The sequence below is a fragment of the Bifidobacterium sp. MSK.13.1 genome (assembly GCF_019131435.1).
Taxonomy (GTDB): domain Bacteria; phylum Actinomycetota; class Actinomycetes; order Actinomycetales; family Bifidobacteriaceae; genus Bifidobacterium; species Bifidobacterium pseudocatenulatum.
The window spans coordinates 118,076-142,105 of sequence record NZ_JAHOMM010000004.1; the positions used below are offsets into that span (position 1 = coordinate 118,076).

Here is a 24,030-nt window from a genome sequence, read left to right on the forward strand (position 1 = left end):
ACAATCACAAGAAAGGCTATTCAACGATGACTGGCTTCACCCCGGACGCACCCGTCCTTCACGAAATCAAGAACCACAGCGAGGCTCTGGCACAGGCGGAGGCGGGCGTTGCAGCCATGGCCGCCGCGCGCAACAACCGTTGGTATCCGAAGTTCCACATCGCCTCCAACGGCGGCTGGATCAACGATCCGAACGGCCTGTGCTTCTACAAGGGCCGTTGGCACGTGTTCTACCAGCTGCACCCGTACGGCACCCAGTGGGGCCCGATGCACTGGGGTCACGTCTCCTCCAACGACATGCTCAACTGGAAGCGTGAGCCGATCATGTTCGCCCCGACTCTCGAAGAGGAAAAGGACGGCGTGTTCTCCGGTTCCGCAGTGATCGGCGATGACGGCGAGCTCAAGTTCTACTACACCGGCCACCGCTGGGCCAACGGCATCGACAACACCGGCGGCGACTGGCAGGTGCAGATGATCGCCGAACCAGACAACGACGAGCTGACCAGCGCCACCAAGCGCGGCATGATCATCGATTGCCCGCTCGATAAGGTCGACCACCACTACCGTGACCCGAAGGTATGGAAGACCGGAGACAAGTGGTACATGACCTTCGGTGTCTCCTCCGTAGAAAAGCGCGGCCAGATGTGGCTGTTCTCCTCCGATGACATGGTTCGTTGGACCTACGAGCGTGTGCTGTTCGAACACCCGGATCCGAACGTCTTCATGCTTGAATGCCCGGACTTCTTCCCGATCAAGGACGCCGAGGGCAATGAGAAGTGGGTCATCGGCTTCTCCGCCATGGGCGCAAAGGCCTCCGGTTTCATGAACCGCAACGTTTCCAACGCCGGCTACATGATCGGCACGTGGACCCCGGGCGAGGCGTTCCAGCCGGAAACCGAGTTTCGCCTGTGGGATTGCGGCCACAACTATTACGCTCCGCAGTCCTTCAACGATGGCGAGCGCCAGATCGTATACGGCTGGATGAGCCCGTTCGTTGAGCCGATTCCGATGCAGGATGACGGCTGGTGCGGCAACCTGACCCTTCCGCGTGAGATCACCCTGGGCGCCGACGGCGATCTGCACACCGCTCCGGTTGTCGAAATGGAGGGCTTGCGCGAAAACACCACCGATTTCGGTGCGATCTCGCTGGACGTCAATGGCGAGCAGACCATTGCCGACGATGCCGAAGCCGTTGAAATCGAAATGACCATCGATCTCAACGCCTCCACCGCGGAACGCGCCGGTCTGAAGATTCACGCGACTGAGGATGGCTCTTACACGTATGTGGCGTTCGACGATCAGATCGGCCGCGTGGTGATCGACCGTCAGGCCGCAGCTCAGGGCGATCGTGGCTACCGTACCGCGCCGCTTTCCGCCGAAGAACTGGCTTCCGGCGAGCTCAAGCTGCGCGTGTTTGTGGATCGCGGCTGCGTGGAAGTGTACGTAAACGACGGCCGTCAGGCCATGAGCTCCTTCAGCTACGCTTCCGAAGGCCCACGAGCCATCAAACTTGTTGCCGAATCCGGCACGCTTGAGGTCAAGTCCTTGAAGCTCCACACCATGAAGTCCATCGGACTGGAGTGAGGCTAATCCAAGGCAGTAGCAAGGGGTAAAGAGTAAGGCGGGTTTCGTGTCGAATGAGATACGAAACCCGCCTTTCGTTTTGGTTTGGAACGTGGTTTAGGGAGTGCTTTATACTGGCACCCCGGTAATGAACTTTTCTGACCGGAACGCGGGCAGGCTCCTCACCTTACTGATTTCTCGCCACCGGTCACGTGCGCGCCCACTATGGCGCAGAAAGCAAGGTGAACGATGGCGGTTTCGCACGTTCAACGCAGGGATTCGGCAACAGGATCCATACCCTCAAACACGAGTTCGCACATGGGTTCGGGCATGGCTGCGAACACGAATTCAAAAGCCGGCATTGTCGCAAAACTTCTCGAAGCTTTGTCCGCCTTTGCTCACGTTTGCAAACGCCGTATTCCCACGGTTATTGCAGTAGTGCTGTTGCTGGCGGTATGGGAGGCGTGGGTCCGCATCGGCAATGTGCCCAGCACCATGATCGCCGCACCAAGCGAAATCGCACAGGCCACCGTCGAAACATGGTCGACGTTATGGCCTGCCACGCAAGTCACTTTGCTTGAAGGTACCGTCGGATTCCTGTTCGCCGTACTGTTCGGCATTCTCATCGGCATACTGCTGTACTGCTCATGCATCGCGAACGCCGCATTGCTCCCGTTGCTTTCAGCTGCGCAGACCATGCCGTTGATTTCCATCGCTCCCCTATTTTTGATCTGGTTTGGCTTTGAGATTTCCGGAAAAATCGTGATCGTAACGGTATTCGGCTTATTCCCGATTGCAGTGCAGACGATTCGTGGGCTTGAAGCGGTCCCCCAGTTTTATTCGGATGTTGCGCTGACTTGTGGCGCCACGAAAGCGTGGACACTGTGGCATGTGAAGCTGCGTGTGGCCGCTCGTCAGATTTATGGCGGCATCCGCGTTTCCGCCGCATACATTTTCGCCACCGCCGCCACCGCAGAATATTTGGGCGCGCGCAAAGGTCTTGGCATTTGGCTACAGGCCGCCTACAACTCGTTCCGCACACCGCTGATCTTCTCGGCGACGCTGGTCATCATCGCCATCACCGGCGTTCTGATGTGCCTGGTGAACCTCAGCGAACGCGTCCTGCTCGGCCCAGCTGATGCCGACACCGATCCCGATGCAGACCAGTAAGTCAAACACGCCAAACATCATCGGCCTTCTGCAAACGCAGCATTCGCAGCATTCCGCCACTCCGCATTGCATGTCGGTCACGCTGCCTACGTATAATAAAACCCGCTGTTAAGCCAATGCGTGGCAAACCGGCAATATTCCACGCCTTTCACTAGGCACCGTAAGGAATGTCGGGGGCATTGGACGAGCGGGGGCCTGAGGCCCTTCGTATCGTTTTCTGCCAGAACTCCGCTCGCAGCATATCCCTAGAAAACGATAGAGAATACAGATTCAAGGGAAATCGCTTTATGAGCATCTTCAGCAGGCATGACGCCACCGCACGTACTCACATCGCAAGCACAATAATCGCACTCTTCAGCGCAATCGCCATGTTGTTCAGCGTTACCGCATGCGGACAAAGCAACGATTCCGCAACAAGCACAGCATCTGGCAGCAGCGATCTGACCAAAGTGACCTTCATGCTGTCCTGGGCGCCCGACACCAATCATATCGGCGTATATGTGGCGAAAAACAAGGGTTATTTCAAAGAGGCAGGTCTTGACGTTGATATCGTGGCCGTGGCACAGGCCGGTGCCGAACAGGCCGTGAACAACGGCGTGGCCGACTTCGCATTGTCGAATCTCACCAACGTAAGCACGTACGCTGTTAAGGGCGCAACCATCAAGCAGGTGCTGCAGGTACAGCAGAAGCCAAGCGCCATCTGGTGTTCGCTCGCTTCCAACACTGAAATCAAATCCCCGAAGGATTTCGACGGCAAGACTTTCGCCACGTTCGGATCCAACGAATCCGATGCGGTGATCCGTCGCATGATTCAGTCGGACGGAGGTAAGGGTGAATTCGACAAGGTGACCGTCGGCACGTCCACGTTCCAAACGCTGTCCAGCAACAAGGCTGATTTCGGTGGTTTCTATACCACTTGGGAGGGTGTGCAGGCCGACATGTACGGTCCGAAGCTCAACTGCTTTACCGAACCGGATTACGGCGTTCCCGGCAATGCCGACACCATTGGCGTGATCACCAGCGACAAGACGATTTCCAACAATCCCGAACTGGTGAAGAAGTTCGTACAAGCCACCAAGAAGGGCTACGAGTACGCATATTCGAATCCTGACGATGCAGCGAAGATCCTTGTGAAGGAAGCTCCCGACGCGAATCTCAGGCTTGATTTCGTCAAGAAAAGCATGAAAACCATTGTGGACGGTCAGTATTGGGGCGATCCCGCCAAGATCAAGGATGGTTCGTTCACGTTCGGTACGAACGACGTTGAAGGCGCCCAGCAGTATTTCGACTTCCTCGCTCAGGAAGACGCCTACACCGATTCGCATGACAAGGTGGTGCACGACGCTCCGCAAGCCAAGGATCTCGCCACCGACGAATTCCTGAAATAATCGGGTTTGAACGAGTAGGTTTGTAACCCGTTTAGGTGCGAATAATCGAAAATATTGGAATACGGCATCCTGCATTTTTATTTCATGCCCAACACTGCTTGCTCAGTTCGGGTTGAACATGGTTTGTGGGATGCCGCACCATTATGCGTTGCATTTGGCTTCATTGCACGAGTTTGATTAAATACAAATATGACACGACTGATTCTTGATGTGGACACCGGTATCGACGATGCACTGGCGTTGGCATACCTTGCGACGTTCGACACTGTTGACGTGCTTGGCGTGATCGGCACGTACGGCAATGTTTCCGTCGACACTGCGGTTCGCAATACTTCGTATGTGCTGGAACGGTTGGGGCTTCGGCACATTCCGGTGATACGTGGATCGTCGCATCCTTCATGGGCTCGGTGTTTCATTCCGGATGCAGGTTGTGCGCAGTTTCACGGCACGGACGGATTGGGAGGATTCGGCCCGGCTTGCGATAGTTCGTCTTCGGATACTGCTTTTTCAGATATTTTTTCGGATAATTCCGGTTCTGATACTGTTTTTTCTCGTGATTATCGTAGTCTGATTTCCGTTGGCGGATATGCGTTGGATGATGTTCATGCGAATCCTGCGGTTGATTCGTTTGAATTGTCGCTTACTACGGATTCGGCTTCTTTTATTCATGCTGATGATTCTTCCGCCGACTCGGTTTCCGAAGGCGTGCAGTTCATTATTGATCAGGTTCGCGCTTATGGTTTCGACGTCACTGTGGTTGCGACCGGTCCGCTGACCGATATTGATGCTGCGATCGCGGCCGCACCGGATATTGCCGGCAAACTCAAACTGGTGATGATGGGCGGCACGTTGACGCAGGAAGGCAACTGTTGGGATCTGACTGCGGAAACGAACATCATTCAGGATCCGGAAGCCGCAGATCGCGTGTTCCATTCCGGTGCCGACATCACCATGGTCGGCTTGGACGTAACGCATCAATGCCTGATGGGTTCCGATGCGACCCGTGCTTGGCGTGAAGCAGCGAATGCTGGCACACTTACCAGCTCGACCGCATCCCAAGTCGCTGATTCACTTGATGGTTCAGCTGGTAGTTCAAATGCAGCTTCAGCTCGAACCTCGAGTGTGGCTGCAAGCCCATCTGCTTCCGATGTGCGCGTATTCCTCGCCGACATGGCTGATTTTTCCATTGCCGCAAACCTCAAGGCCGACGCGCGACTGTTTTCACAGGGCATGCCATTGCATGATCCTCTGGCCGCCGCCGTTGCCGTGGACCCGCCGCTGGTGACCTGTATCGACCTACCAATGAAAGTCGAACTCGAAACCGGCGATTTCCACGGCACCCGAGGCCGAACCATCGGCGATCCCGCCGGACTGATCGACTCCAACGCACCCCGCATCCACGTAGCCTTCCAAGTCGACTCCTCCCGTTTCGTCCCCACCTTCACCACCCGAATCAGCACGTTGTAACAAACAAAACGGGGAGAACATTATGTTCTCCCCGCAGTTAACCTAATCAACTCAGCAAAAACTACTTTTTGACGCCGCCGAAACGACGGTCGCGGTGAATGTAGTGGTCGATCGAACGCCATAGCACGTCTCGACCGCAATCGGGGAACAGTTCCGGCACGAAATCAAGTTCGGCATATGCCGCTTCCCACGGCAGGAAGTTCGACGTGCGCTGTTCGCCGGAAGTACGAATCACCAAATCGCAATCAGGAATATCAGGATTGTACAGGTGCTCGGAAATCATTTTTTCCGTTACGCGATCGCCGGAGATTTTGCCGTCACGCACTTCCTTTGCGATTGCCGCGCAAGCATCCGCGATTTCGGCACGTCCGCCGTAATTCAGGCAGAACACCACGTCGATGGTCGTGTTGTTTTTGGTACGTTCCTGTGCTTTTTCCAATTCGTCGATAACGGATTTCCATAGTTTCGGACGTCGGCCGGACCAGCGCACGCGCACGCCCCACGCGTTCATCTGCTCCACACGACGGTGGATGATGTCACGCGAGAAGCCCATCAGGAAGCGCACTTCCTGCGGGGAACGCTTCCAGTTCTCCGTGGAGAACGTATACAGCGACAGGTAGCGCACACCGGCTTCGATGGCACCTGCGATGGTGTCGAACACCACCGGTTCGGCAGCCTGATGCCCGTCGGTGCGAATCAGCCCACGCTGCTGCGCCCAACGACCATTACCGTCCATGATCACGCCGATATGGCGCGGAACCTTGTTCTTCGGAAAATCAGGAATAATCGACGGGTCAGAAAATGGTGCCGCCGGAATGTCAAGGGACTTGTAATCCACGTTCTCAAAAGCCATACCCGCTAATCTAGCAAGCGCATGGAACGAATCGGACGTTCCAAATAGTATTCACCCCATTTTTCCACCATTTGTCGGGTTTCCGGAAGCAACGCCGTGCCGTCCAGCTCCCCCCAATCGCCGTCTACAAGCGCCTGCAGCTGGCAGATCGCATTCCACGAAACATCAAACGATTCACGAATATGATCGGTCAAACACATTAGTCCGCCCGCGGAAATCGAAAAGAACCATGGACGATCAGCAGAAATCGGCTCCCCGCACACCACGCAGGCACGCAAACGCGGCGTCCAGCCAGCGATCGCAAGAGCACGCATCACGTAGGAATCGCCAATCGCAGCAGCCTCATGCGCATGCTTGGAAAGGGCATTCAACGCTCCCAACACCAGCCGATACTGGGCCACGGAACGCTCCTGCTCCGTCACCACCAGCTTGTCAGCGGTTTCGCAAATCACATTCGCTGCGGTATACGCCTTGAAATCGGTGCAGATGCCTCTCGCATACGCCGACACCGACTCGGCTTGGGAAATCACATCAAGCGAACGCCCTTCCGCAATAAGCAACGAGACGCGCATGAAAGGCTCCAAACGACCTCCGAAACGCGATTTGGTTCGACGCACACCTTTGGCGACGGCACGGATTTTGCCATGGTCACGTGTCAGCAAAGTGACGATACGATCAGCTTCGCCAAGTTTGACGGTACGCAAGACCACGCCCTCGTCCTGATACAACGGCATTCACACACCTCCTTCGCCTCGACTCGTTTTCTTAACTGAACTATCTATACTTTCCGCACGTTCTTGCGCCAGCCGCACTCTCCCGCGATATCAGTAAATAAACAATCCCCAGAACGCGAACACCAACAGCACATACAGCATGGTGACCGCCGTGATCCAAAACATCACACGGCCGAACCTCGTCGACGCGAGCACCGGCTGGCGGCCACTCACAATCGCGCCTATAGCCCCCTTACGCGGTGGCCATTGTGCAAGGCCACGATTCGTCGCCTCCTCGATAAGACGCACGAACACGCGAGACCACGCCCACACCACAACAACACACACCATTTGAATAACCGGCCAACTCCAATACATCATGCCCGGATCCTCGGCGGGAGCGCCACCCCACGCTAGCTTGACCACGCCCATAACCACTTCGCCCAATCCTGCACCAAACAGCACAAAAGTGGCCATGGTGGCAACGGCAAGCGTAATCAACGCATTTTTGAACACAGGTCTCAGCCCCAACACATATCGGCGTCGATGCGCATGCGCCCAAATCTTACGTACGAGCACAATCAGCCACAGCACGCCGATCACCAGCAGCAACAGCACCATGCTGGCATGCAGCACCACGAGATAAATGGTCAGCCCGCTGTTCGCCTGCAATTCCAACGGCACCGCAATCGACTGGTACAGGTTGGTACCGGCCACACGCTCGCTGGTCTGCTGCAGTCCCCGCGTGATGCCGACAGCCCAACTGATTACATCATCCACGTAGGCGTCGGCGAACGGAGTGCCGCTGTTGGATTCGTCGCCGAGTCGGAGCACATGGTTGGCGATGGGGTATGTGCGCACGGTCACGTCCCAATTGCCCGCCTTATGCGCCATGTCGATGATTTTCTCCGTGCCTTCCACCTGCGCGGTCATCACGTCTTTGGTGCCGTATGCCACAAGCGTGGGAATGGAATAGGCTTGGGGATTCAACGTGTCGAGGTCGAGATTGGTCAGGCCGAACAATTCCGCATCGATGTTGAACGCGCGGCGCACAATGGACTGGTATCCATCATGCGCTCCGACCAGCGCGAAATCCTGTGCGGCAAGGAATCCCAACGAATGTCGCGGCGAATACACCATTGGGCTCAGCAACACCTGGAATGCCACGTCGGGGTCTTGATCAAGCAGATATGAGGAAATCCAGGTGCTTTCGGAAGTCGCGTAAATGCCGACATTCGAAGCGTCAACGTTGTCGAGATCACGCAACATGGTGATGACCTGATCGTAAATGGCCGCGGAGCCCGGGTAATCACGGGTCGCATCGTTGGTGGACCATACCGGCTTGTCGGGCACGGCCGTCACGAAGCCTGCGGATGAGAGATCGGTGGCCATGTCTCCAAATGAGTTGTCACAGGTACCATATCCGGCACCATGCATGAACACCACGCCGGGCCGATTGTTTCCCGCGTCTTTCGGCTCTCGAATCAACACTTTGACCTGTTGTATTTCACCGGTTGACGGCTGTTTCGCCTCAATGGTGACATATCGTTGCGTCACTTCGTAATCGCCTCGTTTGGCAAGGGTTTTGCCGGAAGGATTATCGAAGGTCACTGCCGTGTCGGATGATAACGTTTCGATGGTTTGACCGGTTGGCTCGTACTTCCATGACGATGCCGTCAAATTGGATACCGACACCAGAATGCCCAGCAGGATGATGAAGATAGGCAGACTGACCATCAGCCGTCTGCCCCTCGTCCACTGACTGGATTGGCTCTCCGCGCTGGACATGACTGACTGACGTTCCTGATCTGACACGCCGTTCATTGTACCGACTCCAGCTGAAATGGCAATCGACAACCAGCAAAACCAGCGGGCGGCCGATCACAATCTGCAATCGACCGCCCGCGGTCAGCGAAATCAACAATTACCTTGCGCCACCGGCACCACCACCGGTCCTGTGGCGTTGACGGGCACCTGTCCGTCCGCTTCCATCTGCGCGGCGATCTCCTGCGCTTTGACCAGCAGCGTTTCCACAATCTGGTCTTCCGGCACGGTTTGAATGACTTTGCCCTTGATGAAAATCTGTCCCTTGCCGTTGCCGGATGCCACACCCAAATCGGCTTCACGGGCCTCGCCCGGACCGTTGACGATGCAGCCCATAACAGCCACGCGAATCGGCGCGGTCACATCCTTTAAACCTTCGGTCACCGCATTGGCCAACTGAATCACATCAACCTGGGAACGACCGCAGCTCGGGCAGGAGATAATGTCGAACTTGCGCGGACGCAATCCCATGTATTCCAGCAGCTTGCACCCGACTTTCACTTCTTCGACGGGCGGTGCCGACAGCGAAACGCGAATCGTGTCTCCAATGCCTTCAGCCAGCAGCGCACCGAATGCCAAACAGCTTTTGATGGTGCCCTGCCATGCCGGTCCAGCTTCGGTGACACCAAGATGCAACGGCCAATCACCCTTGGAAGCGAGCAGACGATACGTTTCCACCATGGTGATCACATCATGATGCTTGACGGAAATCTTGAAATCATGGAAGCCGACGTCTTCGAACATGCGCGCTTCCTTCATGGCGGACGCAACCAGTGCCTCCGGCGTCGGACCGCCATATTTCGCATACAGTTCCTTATCGAGCGAGCCCGCGTTCACGCCGATGCGCAACGAAATGCCCGCGTCCGTGGCGGCTTTGCAAATGGAAGGGCCAACCTCGTCGAATTTGCGGATGTTGCCGGGGTTCACACGCACCGCAGCGCAGCCCGCGTCAATGGCCTGGAACACGTATTTGCTTTGGAAATGAATATCGGCGATGACCGGAATCGGTGATTTCCTTACGATTTCCGGCAATGCGTCGGCATCATCCTGGCTTGGTACGGCCACGCGCACGATATCGCAGCCGGCTGCGGTCAGTTCCGCGATCTGCTGCAATGTCGCGGGAACATTGGCTGTCAGCGTATTGGTCATGGATTGCACCGAGATTGGCGCTCCCCCACCGACTGGAACGGGACCGACCATAATACGGTGCGATTTGCGGCGCGGATGCAGCGGGCTTTCGCTAATGGCTGCCTCACCGGTTTTACGGAACGGCTTTTCGATTTCTGGCATACGTCAAATCCTTGCAATAACAAGGCTCCCGACTTAGGGAGCCTTGCGTCACTTACGTTTCGTCTGTTTGTTTTGTTTCGTTTTCCGTTACTTGTTTATCAGGTCGTCGGCTCGACGACGGGCTTCCAGCTCGAGTTGGCTCATTTCCTCCACGGAAGCGAATAGCGGATTGCCGCGCAGTTCCGCATCCATTTCGTCCAACACTTCCTTGACGGTATCGACGATGCCGAGATATGGCAAGCGATGTTCGAGGAAGGCGTGAACGGCCTGTTCGTTGGCAGCATTCAGCACGGCCGTATGCTTTTCGGAAGCTTCCAAGCAATGTCGAGCCAAGCTCACTGCGGGGAATGCCTCATCATCAAGCGGTTCGAACGTCCACATGGCGGCTTTCGTCCAATCACAGGCCGCTGCGATGTTGCCAAGTCGTTCGGGAGCCGATAGGCCAAGCGCGATCGGCAGACGCATATCAGGCGGTGAAGCCTGTGCGATGGTGGCGCCATCGCGGAATTCCACCATGGAATGCACGATGGATTGCGGGTGCACGGTCACGTCGATACGGCTCGGAGGCACGTCGAACAGACGGCTCGCTTCGATGACTTCAAGCCCCTTGTTCATCAACGTGGACGAGTTGATGGTCACCACCGGACCCATATTCCAAGTAGGGTGGTTCAACGCCTGTTCAGGCGTGATGTCGGTCATCTGCTCGCGTTTCCAACCGCGGAACGGACCTCCGGAAGCGGTGACCACGAGTTTCGACACTTCACCGTGCGTGCCCGAACGCAACGATTGCCAGATGGCGGAATGTTCGGAATCAACCGGATTGATCTGCTGCGCACGAACCTGTGCGTCGAACAGCAGATGACCGCCGGCCACAACGGATTCCTTGTTGGCGAGCGCCAGCTGCGATCCTGCCTGCAGTGCCGCAATCGAAGGTTCAAGGCCGATGGATCCGGTAATGCCGTTCAACACCACGTCGGCACCGGATCCGGCCATGGCGATTACCGCTTCCGGCCCGGCCATGATTTCCACATGGCTTGCGCCGGCTTGGTTTAGCGCATCTTGGAGCGCATGGACCGCGTTTGTGTTGAAGATGGCGACTTTCGAAACGTGAAATTGGACCGCCTGTTGGGCCAGAAGTTCCACGTGGGAGCCGCCTGCCGCAAGTCCGACCACGTTGAAACGGTCGAGATGGCGGGAGATGACGTCAAGTCCTTGGGTGCCGATGGATCCGGTGGATCCCAGAATGACTACGGTTGAGGTTTGCATGGGTTATGCGTGTGCTCCGTATTTGTTTTGGATTATTCGTGTGAACGCGAAAACAGGCTGACGGTCACGTCAGCCTGTTCAGTGCGATTGCCTATTCAAAAGAGGGGAACGACAGGTCGGGAATATCGACATCCAGATTGCTGTTGGATGCTTCGAACATCGGATTGGTTGCCGGCTTGGTTTCGTTCTTCTTCTCTTCCTCTGCCGGTTTCGCCGGTTCAACGGGAGTTGCCGTTGTCGAGTGATCTGCGGAGGTTGCTGGTTCCAACGTGAAGGAGGGTGGGACGGTCGGCAAGGTTCCGAGATTAATCGAGTCGGTATTGACCTGCGGAAGGTTCGGCGTCGACAGGCTTGGCATGCGCGGGGTGAACGTGTCTTCGACCGGATCGGGAGCGTCGATGTTCTGGGCCATCTGCGCCAAGGCAGCCAACGAAGAATCGGGAGCGATGTTGATGCCGTGAGATTCTTCCGGCTGATGTGCGACCGAAGTGTCTGGAATCACAGGAGCCGCAGGCGCGGCCGGAGCGTCATAGCTCGGCACGCCATCATCAGAAAGCGGATTGAACGCTTCGGTTTCCGTTCCTGCGGAAGATGGCTCCTCGTCAACCGCATTGGACGCTTTGAACAGGTGTGCCAACGACTGTTCCGGAGCCGCTGGAGCAACCGGAGCGGCCTGAGGTTCCGGCGTTACAGGAGCTGCCGGAGTTACCGGAGCCGACGGGGTGCTGATGGTTGGCTGGAACACAGGCGGAACCACGGGAGCATACGTCGGCGCAGCGGTTTGAGTGGCCGGAATGCTCACCGGGGACGTTGCAGGCGTGGTGAAAATCTCACGTTCCGCCTTATTCAAAGCGTCGAAGGAGTCAGTGCTGTTTTGAACCTGAGCGGGCTGCATAATAGGTTCTGCGGAAACGGCTGGAACGGCGAATAACGGCGAGACCACCTGCGTCTCTTGGGATGCCAGACTGGTTGCGGACGGATTGGCTGCGGTCATCGCGCTTTCGGAGGGCTCGCCCACGAAGTCGGCCACACGAGCATAGGATTCGAGTCTGGTCAGCAGCTGCACGCATTCGTTCAGGTAATAATCCACCTGACGCTCGTCATAGCCACGCTTGCCCTTGCGCTGGGTGAAGATCACATTCGCCACGGTCTGGGAGTTCAGATCGACAAGTTTCTTGGCATCGTCTTCCGACACTTCCTCAACGCCGAGCTCGCCAGCGGCCTTCGTCAGGCACTGATCGACGATGCGATCCACTTGCTTGCGGTCATAGCTCGGTTCCTTGCCTTCTCCTGGCTTGAAACGTTCGCCGTGCTCACGTTTGGAATGGGCGTCAAGCTGGCGGAACAGACTTTCGGTCTGCGCTTTCCACGCCACACGACCGTGCTGCGAAATCTCCCATGTGGTCTGCTTGTCCACCACGGCGCGCTCCAAACGAGCAAGGGCCGCGTCCACTTGGGCGATCACATAGCCGCCTTTGACCAAATCGAAAGAAACATTCTGAATATCATGCTGGGTGAGTTGCGCTCCCTCACCTTCGTACAGCATGTGCGCACGCTCAAGAAAAGCGTCCACCTGTTCGGAATCATACCCCCACTTGCGCTTTGAAGTACGAGCGATCCCCGATGCGTTCCTCTCGGATTCAGGTTCCTGCGCCATTGGCTATCGACCTCCTACTGCACTACTCAACGTCCTTACTCTACGTGATTGATTCGACGCTTTTGGCTTTCTTGTGGAAAATTCAGCGAATCGACACTCAAATCACACCATTTTTCACGCATTTGCTATGGAAGGAACCCCTATTGGGCAGCGCGACACACGTTGAAGCTGTCGCAGGCAACGAATACTGTACAGTAGAGCTTTGCGGGCGATTAGCTCAGTTGGTTAGAGCGCCACCTTTACACGGTGGATGTCGGGGGTTCGAGTCCCTCATCGCCCACCTTTTGTTTCCGCAGAAAATAAGCCGTTCCGACTCTTCTGATATTCCCAACTATCTCGTGTGCGTATCAGCAAAGTCATGACTTTTGTCAATATAGACAATTTCATGGAAACATCTTCTTCGACTGCTTCCGCAAGCAAAAAAGGCTTGGAATCATGTGATTCCAAGCCTTTATATGAGCGCCCGACCTTGGCCATGCGTGTCGAGGCAGGTAAAACGAATACGATCAGCGGCCTTTGCCGAATGCGCGCAGACGGATGCCGTTCCAGTCACCGCTGACGGTCAGCGGCGTGGCTGCATTCATGCCGGCGGTCTTCGCGGCGGACTGCACGGTGCTTGAACTTGCCGCGCCCGGGCGCCCCGGCTTCGGGGTGAGTACCCACAATGGACCATCGTCGCCGAGGACCGCATACGCATCGACGATGGTGTCAGACAGTTCGTCTTCGTCATCGCCGTCGCGCCACCAGATAATCACGCCATCAACGGCGGAATCATAGTCCTCGTCGACCAGCTCTTCACCGGTCAGCTCCTCGATCTTGGCGCGGATCGAGTCGTCCACATCATCGTCCCACAGCCATTCCTGTACCAGGTCGCCGGCGTGGAAACCGAATTCTTCAGCGTTATCAGATGCCGTTTGATTCACGTTCGTCAATATACCAACACTGCTCGAACATATACGTTACGAACCGTGGAATTGCTCACTTTGCGAGATTGTTTTTTCTTATATCTCGGAATGCGTCACTCTCCCGCGGAGCATTGCGGCAGGGATGCACCCTTGCCGTCTCGGACGGCAATCAGCGCATCGTACGCCTCCTGCAAAGTGGACACCTTCACCACGTTCAAACCTTCCGGAATATGATCCACAACGCTGGAACAATTGGATTCCGGGGCAAGGAACCAAGTTGCTCCGTCGCGTTTCGCTCCGAGCATCTTCAAACGGATGCCTCCGATTTCACCGACTTCACCTTTGTCGTTCATAGTGCCCGTTCCCGCGATGATCTTACCCCCAGAAAGTTTTTCACCGGTCACCTTGTCGATCAGACCAAGCGTGTACATCATGCCCGCCGACGGCCCGCCGATGTCGTCCACATGCATGGACACCTTCATGCCGGACACGTCATAACCATGCTCTTCCAGGAACTTTTTCGCCGCTGCGGTGGCGGAATCCTGCGATGACGTCATCTCCTTGTCGCTGGACTGCTTGTATTCCTCTGCGGTCTGTCCAACAGGAACCACCGCTTCCTGAGGCATCACCGTGGATTTCGAATCGGCCCACGCCACCAATGCCTGCGCGTTCGACACCGGGTACCCTGGCACGCCTGAAGCATTGACCGTGACCAACAGCAGTTGGCCTGAATCCTTATACGTTTTCGCACCGGAAACGGCGATGACCTGCTTGCCGGAAACCTCCCCGAGCACATTCTGTGTCGGGCCGGGCACCTGCACCACATACGCGCTGGGCATAATCAACACCAATACGCACAGTACCGCCACCAACGGCCCTGCAAGATAACGCCATGAACGCGCGGACAGCCAACCTTCCGTGCCTATCAGCCATCGTTTGACACGTCCCGGAGCGCCGCTACGTGTGTTTTTGCCGTGAATTCGTCGTGTTTCCTTCATCTTGGGCATACCTCCCATAACATAGTATGGAACCAACCAAACTTGAAAAAACGCTTAGGAAAAGGCAGGGCCGGCATGGACGAGAACGCGATCCGCCAATGGTTTATCGATTGTTTCGGACCAATTCAAGGCGAGATGGCATGGAACCAGTTTTCCAACATGCCGGAAGAGTTGCGCGACCAGTTGATGAGTCAGGATGTGAGCAAGCTTCCCAAGCCGGCCGAGGTCAGGTCGATGATGCAGGCGTTCACTGCGGGCGGGCTCAACACTTTCGGAGACATCCAGCACATCACCGAGGAAGGTCCAATCAACGTCAAACTGGCGAAATCATTGGCATTGCAGCAGGCCAATGGCGAAGGATCGGAAACCAGTGTGAGCGCGGAGTACGGCGAGATGGCCCGGCGAGCCATCAGCGAGGCGAATCTGTGGCTTGACACCGCTTGCGAATTCAACCCCGCGCAAGGCGAAACGCAGGTGCTTACCCGCGCAGGCTGGGTGGAAGGATGCATCGATTCCTGGGCGCAGTTTGCATCCCCGATTGCCGAGTCGATGAGCGACGCTCTGGCTTCGATTTTGTCACAGCGTTTCGGCGATTCCGAATTCCATACGGAAATTTCCGGCATTTTCGCCGGTCCGGTGCAGATTCCGATTCCCGATGATATGAAAGATCCGGCAAAACTCATGCGTTTCGTCGGCAATACGTCGTTCGCCATGCAGCTGGGACGTGCCGCCGGCGATTTGTCGCATGAGGTGCGCGGCAGTTTCGACCAAAGCATTTCGTTGCTGAAGAATCCGGCTGGAGGCCTGATCGTGCAGAATGTCGTCGAATATGCGAAATCCTTGGAAATCGACGTGAACGAAGTAATGAGCTATCTTGCACTGCAAGAGCTCGCCCATTCGCGCCTGTACGCTTCCGTGCCGTGGCTGATGCCACGCTTCGAGGCGCTGTTGGGCAAGTATGCCCGTGGCACCAGCATCGATTTGGACGCCATGGAGGAGCAGATCCGCGATGCGCAGTCCGTCGACCCGGATTCCATGGCCGACGCGGTGAACATCACCAAGGTGGCGTTCCCTGACACGCCTGAACAACAGCAGGCCATGAAATCGCTGGAGAATCTGCTCGCCTTGGTAGAGGGTTGGGTAGACACCGTAGTGTGGCGCGCCGGCATGGCTCATATTCCGCATATCGAACAGCTTCGTGAGATGCTCCGCCGCGAGCGCGCCATCGGAGGTCCTGCGGAACGCACCTTCGAAAGCCTGATCGGCTTGCAATTACGCCCGAAGCGCATGCGTGAAGCGGCCGCATTGTGGGATAACATCTGCGCTACGGAAGGCGCGCAGGCACGAGACGCGAAATGGTCACATCCCGATCTACTGCCGCAACTGCCGAATGATGACGATGGCAACACCTCACAGTCGCAGAACAACGGATCGTCGGAAAACACGGAAAATACGACGTTCGCCGCTTCCAATGCCACCGATATGGCGTCGCAGCCCCTTGGCGACGCCGATGGCATGACCATCGATTGGGATGCCGAACTCAGCAAGCTGCTTGACGAGGAAGAGCACAGGGGCGGCGAATCCGATACCAATGGCAGCGACTCTGACGATTCCGCAGAATCCGGCAGCAACAACGATACCGACGCCGAGTAATCGCGCTATTCCGTTCGCAGTATCAGCGGAAGAAGCGCGACACCCGTCGTGCCCTTTCACCCTCATTGCCTTCACGGGTACGCGCATATGAGACGTCAAGCGTGTCTTCGGCGCGCGTCACGGCCACATACATGAGCCGGCGTTCCTCCTCAAGCACGTCGTCATCCTGCGGCAACCCATACGGTATGAGTCCTTCCGAGCAGCCGATAAGGAACACGTGCTTGAATTCCAAACCTTTGGACGCGTGGATAGTGGAAATGGTCACGCCGCTCAGATCCGCGCCGACGCCCAATGCCTCCAACATGGCCAGTCTGGTCTGCGTGTCGTCGGAAAGTGCGGAATTCTGCCATCCGCTATCCCTGCGCACGCGATATCTCAAATGCTGTTCGGCCAATGCCTTGCACAGGATTTTCTGCTGCGCGTTGACTCTGGTGAGAATCGCGCAATCGGCCGGCGACTCCCCCGCATCCACCAGTTTGCGGATGCGCGCCGCCACACCTTGCGCTTCCTCCCAATCGCTGCCATATATGGTTTCCACGACCCTCCGTCCTTTGCTCCTTTCAGAGCTGAGCTTCAGATAATCGGCCCGTTGCGGCGATGCCGCAAGCACACGATTGGCATAGTTGACGATCTGCGGCGTGGAACGGTAGTCGTTGTTCAGATTGATGTCAGCGGTGAGCGGACCGAATTCCGAATCGAAGTTGAGCAGACTGTAGCTACTTGCGCCCGCGAACGAGTAGATGGTCTGCGCCGGATCGCCCACCACGCAAATATTGCGGTTTGAGCCGAGCCATCGGGTGAGCAGACGGTGCTGCAATGGCGAAACGTCCTGGTACTCGTCGACGGTAAGCCATCTGATGTTGGAGCGGATAGCTGAGGCCACTTCCTCGTCGCTTTCCATCAGATGACAAACGATCAGCAGAATATCGTCGAAATCGATTTCGTTGCGGTTGGTTTTTTCTGCCTCATACGCTTTGTATACGTCTACGAATTGGCTTGGTTCGAGGCCTGATGGCGGCTGTCGATGCGTTGCCGCGCAAACCCGCGCGTAATCTTCCGGTGCGATCAGTGAGATTTTGCACCAGTTGATTTCCGCTTGCAAGTTACGTATGGTGTCGTCATCCACTTGGAAGGTGGTGACGCGGCGCAGCGAGCGCTCCACCAGTTCACGTGGATTTCTGGAAATGAACGGCATCGGCCCCTCGCATACGTCCGGCCACACTTGGCGTAGCTGATGGAGGGCCGCGGAGTGGAAGGTGGCTGCTTTGACGTCGGCTGCGACATCGAGTTTCGATAGGCGGCTACGCATTTCCGCCGCCGCTTTGACGGAGAATGTGACTGCGATCGTGCTTCGTGGATTCCACGCTTTGGTGGCGCACGCATAGGCGATTCTGCGGGTAACGGTTCGCGTCTTGCCCGCGCCCGCGCCCGCGATGATGCGCACTGGACCGTCCACGGCCGTTGCGGCCGCCCTTTGCGCCTCATCCAATCCGTCAAGAATCTCTTCCGCTGTTGCACTCATACGTTCCATTGTGGCAGATTGCCGACGCCATGTGACGATTTGCCCGCGGTTCACCTGCAGTTTTACTGGCAAGTCGGCAACGCTTCGCCCCTATTGTGTATTAAGGTTGGAATTGTGACCGAACGAAGCAAATTTATGATAGCTGCCCTGACGAGTGCGGCGATGCCGAACGCCGCCATTGCGGGCGCGCGTGCCAGCGAACAGACCAACCCGACCGACGAGGGGTACGGCGTCGACCATGCCGTGGTTCAGGATGCAGCGGGCAAGCTGTATGACGTGTTCGCATCCAACACGCCTGAAGGCCGTAAGCGTCTTGCCGGTCGCGTGCGCGCTGCGCAGACGCTCTCGCAAGCCCGCGAATTAGGCGGATTGGGTTTTGCCGTCGATAGCATAGTAGCTTTTTCAAACGGCGATTTGAAGCATTCCGCCACTGGAGATACGTCCGTGCTGGTGGCCACCCACCATGTGGGTCAGGCGCGGCCGTTGGAGCTGCTGACTTTGGATGATTGTTCCAGCGTAGGCACCGCTTTGGGCGCGATTCATCGCCTTCGTCCCGACTTCCTGCAGGAAGCGGGCTATCCGACGTTTGTCACCGGCCAGATTCGCGCTCAGCTGACCGCTTGGATCAAGCGCCTGCGTCAGGCTGGTCATGTTCCGCAGGAGATCACCACTAGTTGGGCGAATATTCTTGAGACCGACGGCCTGTGGTCGTTCTCCACTTGCCCGGTGCATGGCGGGTTGCGTGACGGCGATGTGCTTTTTTCCGGTTCGTCCATCACCGCGGTCACGAATTGGCAGGATATGCAGGTCAACGATCCTGCCCGCGATTTGGCTTGGATTTTCGCCAAGCTTGACGAGAACCACCGCAATGCCTTGCTTTCCGCATACGGTCGCATGTTGGGCAATCGTTTGGATGATCTGATTATGCTGCGGGCCAATCTGTGGCTGCAGATGGAGCAGGTCGGCGATTTTATTTCCGCTTTGAACAAGGCAGACAACGCCAAGATTATGCAATTCAAGGCGCAGGTGGAACGCCTGGCCCACCAGTTGGGTGTCGCCACAGCGAAGAATCGCGTGCAAACTGAAACGAAGCAGGAGTCCAAGGATCGCCCCCAGCGCCCGCCGAGCACAATCACCGTAGGCACGTTGCTGAACGAATCGGAGCGTCGCCGTAACGCGGCCGCACAGCAGAATGATTCCGACACGACCGGCGAACGTCATGTTGACGCTGTGGATATGGATGATTCCACTGGCGATTTCGACGCGACCGGCGATTTCGACGTGACCGGCTCCCAGCCGGTCCGCAAGACGAAGGAAATCGTCAACGACGCGACGGAAGCGTTCGCACCGGCCGGAACCCAGCAATCACAAGCACCGTCCGGCAATACGAATGAACATGAGGCGACCTCGGTCAGCACTTTCATTCCGGAACATTCCGCAAAAGAACGGCACGAATCCATGCCGTCAAGTTCCACCATGGTAATCAGCAGGCTGGAAACGGCCGACGACAACGACGATACGAACGAAGAATCGATTCCCGCATCGCACAGCGAGGCCGCGACAGTACTCATTCCACTGTTGGAGCGAGATGAGGCGACCATGCAGAAAGCGCAGGCGCAGATCAATCAGTGGGAGGCGGAAGACGCCACCGATGAGAAGCTACGCGTAGAATAGGCGCACATAACCCGTACATACACGTGCGCATGCATTGCGCATTATCACGAAGGAGCATCCATGGATATTGAACTCGGCATTCAGAATGTGGCCCGCACCGTCACCTTCAGCACCGAACAGAGCGCCGATGAGGTCAACGCGGCCATCGCCGACGCCGTGGAGAACGGCAAGACCATCAATCTGACGGACGACAAGGGTCGTCGCATCGTGGTGCCGGCAGGCTCGCTCGGCTACGCCATCATCGGTTCCGAAACCAAGCACGCCGTCGGTTTCGGCAACCTCTGACCCGTTCGCATCACCAGATTTCAGCTTCGAACTGAAACACACGTTTTCGACGTAACAAGAAAAGCCAGACGTTCGCGCCTGGCTTTTCCATTTTGGGCGATCAACTCGTTTCTGGTTTCATATCTCAATTACGCGTCGATGATTGCGTTTCGGTTTTTTATTTTCGCCTTCGACGATTCTTTGCTCAAGCGGACGCCTCGATTGATGATTTCCTGAACTGTTTCGTCGCTGGTGAGGTTCTCCCCCAGCGCGTTCGGCTTGCCTTTACCATGCCAATCGGATCCGCCAGTCACCAGCAGGTCGTGCCGGCGCGCAATGGTGAGCAGACGTTCACGCTGTTCTGATGGATTGCCGCGATGCCACACTTCCAAACCGTCCAAGCCTTCGGTGATGAGAGATTCGATTTGCCGGTCGGTCAGTAATGTCCGATTGCGCCGGGGGTCTCCGGCGTGGGCGATAACCACCACCCCGCCCGCACCCTTGACCGCGGCCACCACGTCGTGCGTGGTCGGTGATGGCGTGGGAATGTAATATTTCGACGTTGCGCTCACCGCATCGGCGAAAGCGTCGGATCGTGTTTCATACACGCCGGCAGCCACCAATGCGTCGGCGATATGCGGCCGACCTATCGTGGTGCGTTTGCCTTCACGCACCTGCGCGAGCACATCATCCCACGTAATCGGAAAATCCTGCGCCATCAGTTCGACCATGCGCTTGGTTCTACGCAGTCGCGCCTCGCGGGTGGACGCGAACATCTCGCTGATATCGGCGTTCAGCGGATCATATTGGAATGCGAGCATGTGCACGGATACGCTCTCATCGACGGCAGTGATTTCCGTACCGCGTAACAACGGCAATCTGACCTCCCGCGAAGCAGCCAACGCATCCTGCCAACCGGAGGTCGTGTCATGATCGGCAATCGCAACACCATGCAATCGCAATGCTCTCGCTTCCTGCAACAACGCACGCGGCGTTTCCGTACCGTCGGAAAAAACGGTATGGCAGTGAATGTCCCAACCTTCAGCGGGCGGTGCCGCAGTGCCTACGCGAATCATGTATCCATCGTAAGCTGTTTTTGGCGCGACTCGGCACAATACCGCGTAAACTAGGCGATGACAACGTTTGTATTTTGATTCAAGGATGCACGATGAGCGATTTTTCCGGCGAACAGGTTGCCGAAGCCACTCTCGACGATGATTATACGAAGCCGCGCGGTTGGCGGCATACCGCGACATGGACGTATCTAGTCATGCTGATCGCCTCGGCGGTAGCGCTGGTCGTATCGTTCGTGCTTTCCGCCGAGACACTGAAATTGGCGCGCAATCCCGGTCAGAAGCTCAGCTGTGATGTGAATGCCGTGATGTCGTGTTCCACGGTTGCGGAATCGTGGCAGGCTGAGGTTGTGAAGTTCGCCGGTTTGAGTTTCCCGAATGCGTTCTTCGGCATCGCCGCGGAATCAGTGTTCGTAACGATCGCGGTGATCGGTTTGACGAAGGTCGCCGTGCCCCGCTGGTTTGCGTTGTGCACATGGCTGGGTGGATTGGCCGCGCTGGCTTATTCGTATTGGCTGACCTCGCAGTCGTTGTTTGTGATCAACGCGCTATGCCCGTGGTGTCTGTGCCTGATGTTCTCCACCACCGTGCAGTTCATGGCGTTGTCTCATGCCACGGCGGTGGTTCAGGAGATTCCGGCCAAGCGCGAGGGCGTACGCACCTACTACCGTCTTAATTACGATCTGATGGTCGATGCCTTATGGATCGTGACATTGATTGTGATCATTCTCGTCGAAGACGGCCCCCTGCTGTTCAGTTGACGTCAAGTAACGTCCAATCAGCAGTAGGGATTCACTCGCCTACAAGAGAAGCCGACTGGAAACAGCCGGCTTCTTTCTTTTGCGTATCCGCAAATTTCAGTGTTATGCGCAAAACCTTACAGCAGTTCGATTTTGCCGACGATGGTGGCCGATCCGGTGAGTTTCACGTCGTTATCGGTCACGTCGACGCGCAGGGTGCCGCCACGCACGGTGATCGTCCAATGATCGATGCCGGTTTTGGCACGCAACGTGATGGCGGTGGCGCACAGGCCGGTTCCGCACGACAGGGTTTCGCCGCAGCCGCGTTCGTTGACGCGCATGGTGGCGTTGCCCTCGTTGTCGCCTTCGCTTTGCTCGTCGATGCGCACGAACTCAACATTCTGGTCGCTTTCGATTCGGGGCGCGACCACCGGCTTGGTCACCAAATCAAGCTGTTCCACCGTCGGCAGGCTGGAGAACGCGTCTTCGATGACGGCCACCACATGCGGATTGCCCATGTCCACGAACGTGCCGCGTGCGGAACCGGCCGTGCCGGGAATCGTCACTTCGTATCCATCAAGATCGCCACGCTTCCATGAACCCATCTCAACCTGGAACACGTCCTTGCCAAGAGTCGGCACATCGCCAAGTGAAGTCAGAACCTTCACACCGGCACGGGTGCCGAGACGGAACGGTTCACCGCCCGGCTGACCGGCAATACCCTGCCGTTGCGCGAACAGAGTGATCGCACGCGTGCCGTTGCCGCACATCTCAGCCAACGAACCATCCGCGTTGCGGTAGTCCATGAACCAATCCGCATTGTCGGCAGCACAAACGGCAATCTGCTTGTCGTTCAAATCGGACACCGCCTGCGGATGAGTAAGGCGGATCAAGCCATCGCCACCGATACCGAAATGACGGTCGCACAGGAATCGCACTTCATCGGCGGTAGGCTCGTACGTGCCTTCGGCGTCCAGATACACCACGAAATCGTTGCCGGTGGCGTGTGCTTTGTAAACAATGCTTGGAATGCTCATACCGATTCACTCTACACGCGGTAGGCTATTGAAGAAGTTGGACGCAACACGTGTGCATTATGTTGCAGTATGTTTGCGTGCGGAACAAGGGAGGACGTATGACTTCAACGGCACCAATCGGCGTTTTCGATTCCGGTTTGGGCGGGATTTCCGTGGCGCGCGAAATCCGCCGCGATATGCCGAACGAACGCGTGCTGTATTTTGGCGATTCCGCGAACGCTCCGTACGGAACCAAATCACCTGAACAGGTACGCAAGCTGTCCGACGCCATTGTGAAACGTTTCGTGGAGCAGGGAGTGAAAGCGGTTGTCATCGCTTGCAATACCGCCACTTCCGCCGCAGCCAACGAGTTGCGCGACAAATACGACATTCCGATCATTGGCATGGAACCAGCGCTGAAGGTGGCGTGCGATCGAGGCCATGGCAATCGTCAGCGTGTCATCGTCGCAGCTACTCCCCTGACGTTGCGGGAACGCAAGTTCGCCGTGCTGATGGATCGTTTCAAAACAGACCATACGATCTTTCCGGAACCCTGCCCCGGTTTGGTGGAGATCGTTGAGCACGGCCAACTCGACGATCACGATGTTGTGATGCACACGCTGCACCAGTATTTCGACCAGTATGATTTGTCGACGATCGATTCGGTAGTGCTTGGCTGCACGCATTTCGTGTTTTACCGCGACTATTTCCGCGAACTGCTGCCCGACACAGCGGCAATCATCGACGGCAACGAAGGTACCGTGCGCCATCTTGGCGTAGTGCTCGAATCGTTGGGCAAACTCTCTCCGGAAGACGCGGACGGTGGTATCGAGCTGGCCAATTCCGACACTTCCACACAAATCGCGCAATTAGCGCAATCGCTGCTTGATCGCTGAGCGCGAATGTTCCGATAGACCGCGTAAAGTCGATTGAAACCCGCAAAAACTGCTCAACCGTTATCAGACGTACAACGACGAAGTGGCGCTGGCCAAGGA

General features: G+C 56.7%; 20 protein-coding genes and 1 tRNA gene. 10 read left to right on the top strand and 11 right to left on the bottom strand.

All coding sequences use genetic code 11. The annotated features are described in order from the left end of the window. Positions 1–26: 26 nt before the first annotated feature. From KSY55_RS06140 to KSY55_RS06155, 4 genes are all read left to right on the top strand, one after another. The gene (locus KSY55_RS06140) at positions 27–1,583 is read left to right on the top strand and encodes a GH32 C-terminal domain-containing protein (RefSeq protein ID WP_065440046.1); all 1,557 of its coding nucleotides are present in this window, start codon (positions 27–29) and stop codon (positions 1,581–1,583) included. Positions 1,584–1,892: 309 nt separating this feature from the next. Further along, complete coding sequence (locus KSY55_RS06145; RefSeq protein ID WP_254881861.1) at positions 1,893–2,732, top strand: ABC transporter permease; 840 nt, start codon at positions 1,893–1,895, stop codon at positions 2,730–2,732. A gap of 287 nt (positions 2,733–3,019) precedes the next feature. Continuing rightward, positions 3,020–4,120 carry an ABC transporter substrate-binding protein gene (locus KSY55_RS06150; protein WP_118249894.1) on the top strand — a complete coding sequence of 367 codons (1,101 nt, stop codon included), beginning with the start codon at positions 3,020–3,022 and terminating at the stop codon, positions 4,118–4,120. Positions 4,121–4,309: 189 nt separating this feature from the next. Then, complete coding sequence (locus tag KSY55_RS06155; protein ID WP_217749603.1) at positions 4,310–5,587, top strand: nucleoside hydrolase; 1,278 nt, start codon at positions 4,310–4,312, stop codon at positions 5,585–5,587. A 61-nt stretch (positions 5,588–5,648) separates the two neighbouring features. Here KSY55_RS06155 and KSY55_RS06160 read toward each other — a convergent pair whose 3' ends face one another. From KSY55_RS06160 to KSY55_RS06185, 6 genes are all read right to left on the bottom strand, one after another. Then, entirely contained in the window at positions 5,649–6,440 is a 792-nt protein-coding gene (locus tag KSY55_RS06160) for an isoprenyl transferase (RefSeq protein WP_004220750.1), read from the bottom strand. A 5-nt stretch (positions 6,441–6,445) separates the two neighbouring features. After that, positions 6,446–7,174, bottom strand: coding sequence for a DNA repair protein RecO (recO, locus tag KSY55_RS06165; protein WP_004220752.1), 729 nt, complete (start codon positions 7,172–7,174; stop codon positions 6,446–6,448). A 90-nt stretch (positions 7,175–7,264) separates the two neighbouring features. Next, a complete protein-coding gene (locus tag KSY55_RS06170; protein WP_171842437.1) occupies positions 7,265–8,890 on the bottom strand; it encodes a S9 family peptidase in 1,626 nt (541 codons plus the stop codon). Between the two features lie 180 nt (positions 8,891–9,070). Beyond that, a complete protein-coding gene (gene ispG / locus KSY55_RS06175; RefSeq protein ID WP_055063539.1) occupies positions 9,071–10,267 on the bottom strand; it encodes a flavodoxin-dependent (E)-4-hydroxy-3-methylbut-2-enyl-diphosphate synthase in 1,197 nt (398 codons plus the stop codon). An 87-nt stretch (positions 10,268–10,354) separates the two neighbouring features. Next, entirely contained in the window at positions 10,355–11,533 is a 1,179-nt protein-coding gene (gene dxr / locus KSY55_RS06180; protein ID WP_004220760.1) for a 1-deoxy-D-xylulose-5-phosphate reductoisomerase, read from the bottom strand. 91 nt (positions 11,534–11,624) lie between these two features. After that, the gene (locus KSY55_RS06185; protein WP_118268988.1) at positions 11,625–13,190 is read right to left on the bottom strand and encodes a DivIVA domain-containing protein; all 1,566 of its coding nucleotides are present in this window, start codon (positions 13,188–13,190) and stop codon (positions 11,625–11,627) included. Positions 13,191–13,396: 206 nt separating this feature from the next. On the opposite strand from KSY55_RS06185, the gene KSY55_RS06190 reads away from it, so the two are divergent. Next, positions 13,397–13,470 (top strand) — tRNA-Val (locus tag KSY55_RS06190). 226 nt (positions 13,471–13,696) lie between these two features. Here the strand turns inward: KSY55_RS06190 and KSY55_RS06195 are convergent. Both KSY55_RS06195 and KSY55_RS06200 read right to left on the bottom strand, forming a co-directional pair. After that, positions 13,697–14,122, bottom strand: coding sequence for a DUF3052 domain-containing protein (locus tag KSY55_RS06195; RefSeq protein ID WP_004220767.1), 426 nt, complete (start codon positions 14,120–14,122; stop codon positions 13,697–13,699). A gap of 86 nt (positions 14,123–14,208) precedes the next feature. Beyond that, a complete protein-coding gene (locus KSY55_RS06200; protein ID WP_118268987.1) occupies positions 14,209–15,102 on the bottom strand; it encodes a PDZ domain-containing protein in 894 nt (297 codons plus the stop codon). Between the two features lie 66 nt (positions 15,103–15,168). On the opposite strand from KSY55_RS06200, the gene KSY55_RS06205 reads away from it, so the two are divergent. Then, on the top strand, positions 15,169–16,746 hold the full coding sequence (locus KSY55_RS06205) for a zinc-dependent metalloprotease (RefSeq protein ID WP_065438101.1): 1,578 nt from the start codon (positions 15,169–15,171) through the stop codon (positions 16,744–16,746). Between the two features lie 22 nt (positions 16,747–16,768). Here the strand turns inward: KSY55_RS06205 and KSY55_RS06210 are convergent, their stop codons facing one another. After that, on the bottom strand, positions 16,769–18,277 hold the full coding sequence (locus KSY55_RS06210; RefSeq protein WP_065441186.1) for an ATP-dependent helicase: 1,509 nt from the start codon (positions 18,275–18,277) through the stop codon (positions 16,769–16,771). A gap of 126 nt (positions 18,278–18,403) precedes the next feature. On the opposite strand from KSY55_RS06210, the gene KSY55_RS06215 reads away from it, so the two are divergent. Further along, positions 18,404–19,942 (top strand): phosphotransferase, encoded by a 1,539-nt coding sequence (locus KSY55_RS06215; protein ID WP_095279472.1) that lies wholly within the window; start codon positions 18,404–18,406, stop codon positions 19,940–19,942. A 60-nt stretch (positions 19,943–20,002) separates the two neighbouring features. Beyond that, positions 20,003–20,227, top strand: coding sequence for a DUF3107 domain-containing protein (locus KSY55_RS06220; RefSeq protein WP_034880914.1), 225 nt, complete (start codon positions 20,003–20,005; stop codon positions 20,225–20,227). Between the two features lie 128 nt (positions 20,228–20,355). Here KSY55_RS06220 and KSY55_RS06225 read toward each other — a convergent pair whose 3' ends face one another. Continuing rightward, entirely contained in the window at positions 20,356–21,282 is a 927-nt protein-coding gene (locus KSY55_RS06225) for a PHP domain-containing protein (protein WP_065438104.1), read from the bottom strand. Between the two features lie 92 nt (positions 21,283–21,374). Between KSY55_RS06225 and KSY55_RS06230 the strand changes: the two genes are divergently transcribed. Further along, a complete protein-coding gene (locus KSY55_RS06230) occupies positions 21,375–22,040 on the top strand; it encodes a vitamin K epoxide reductase family protein (protein WP_117656336.1) in 666 nt (221 codons plus the stop codon). Positions 22,041–22,156: 116 nt separating this feature from the next. On the opposite strand, the gene dapF is transcribed toward KSY55_RS06230, so the two are convergent. Further along, positions 22,157–23,056 (bottom strand): diaminopimelate epimerase, encoded by a 900-nt coding sequence (dapF, locus tag KSY55_RS06235; protein WP_004220779.1) that lies wholly within the window; start codon positions 23,054–23,056, stop codon positions 22,157–22,159. A gap of 98 nt (positions 23,057–23,154) precedes the next feature. On the opposite strand from dapF, the gene murI reads away from it, so the two are divergent. After that, complete coding sequence (murI, locus tag KSY55_RS06240) at positions 23,155–23,931, top strand: glutamate racemase (RefSeq protein WP_022245329.1); 777 nt, start codon at positions 23,155–23,157, stop codon at positions 23,929–23,931. Positions 23,932–24,030 lie beyond the last annotated feature (99 nt).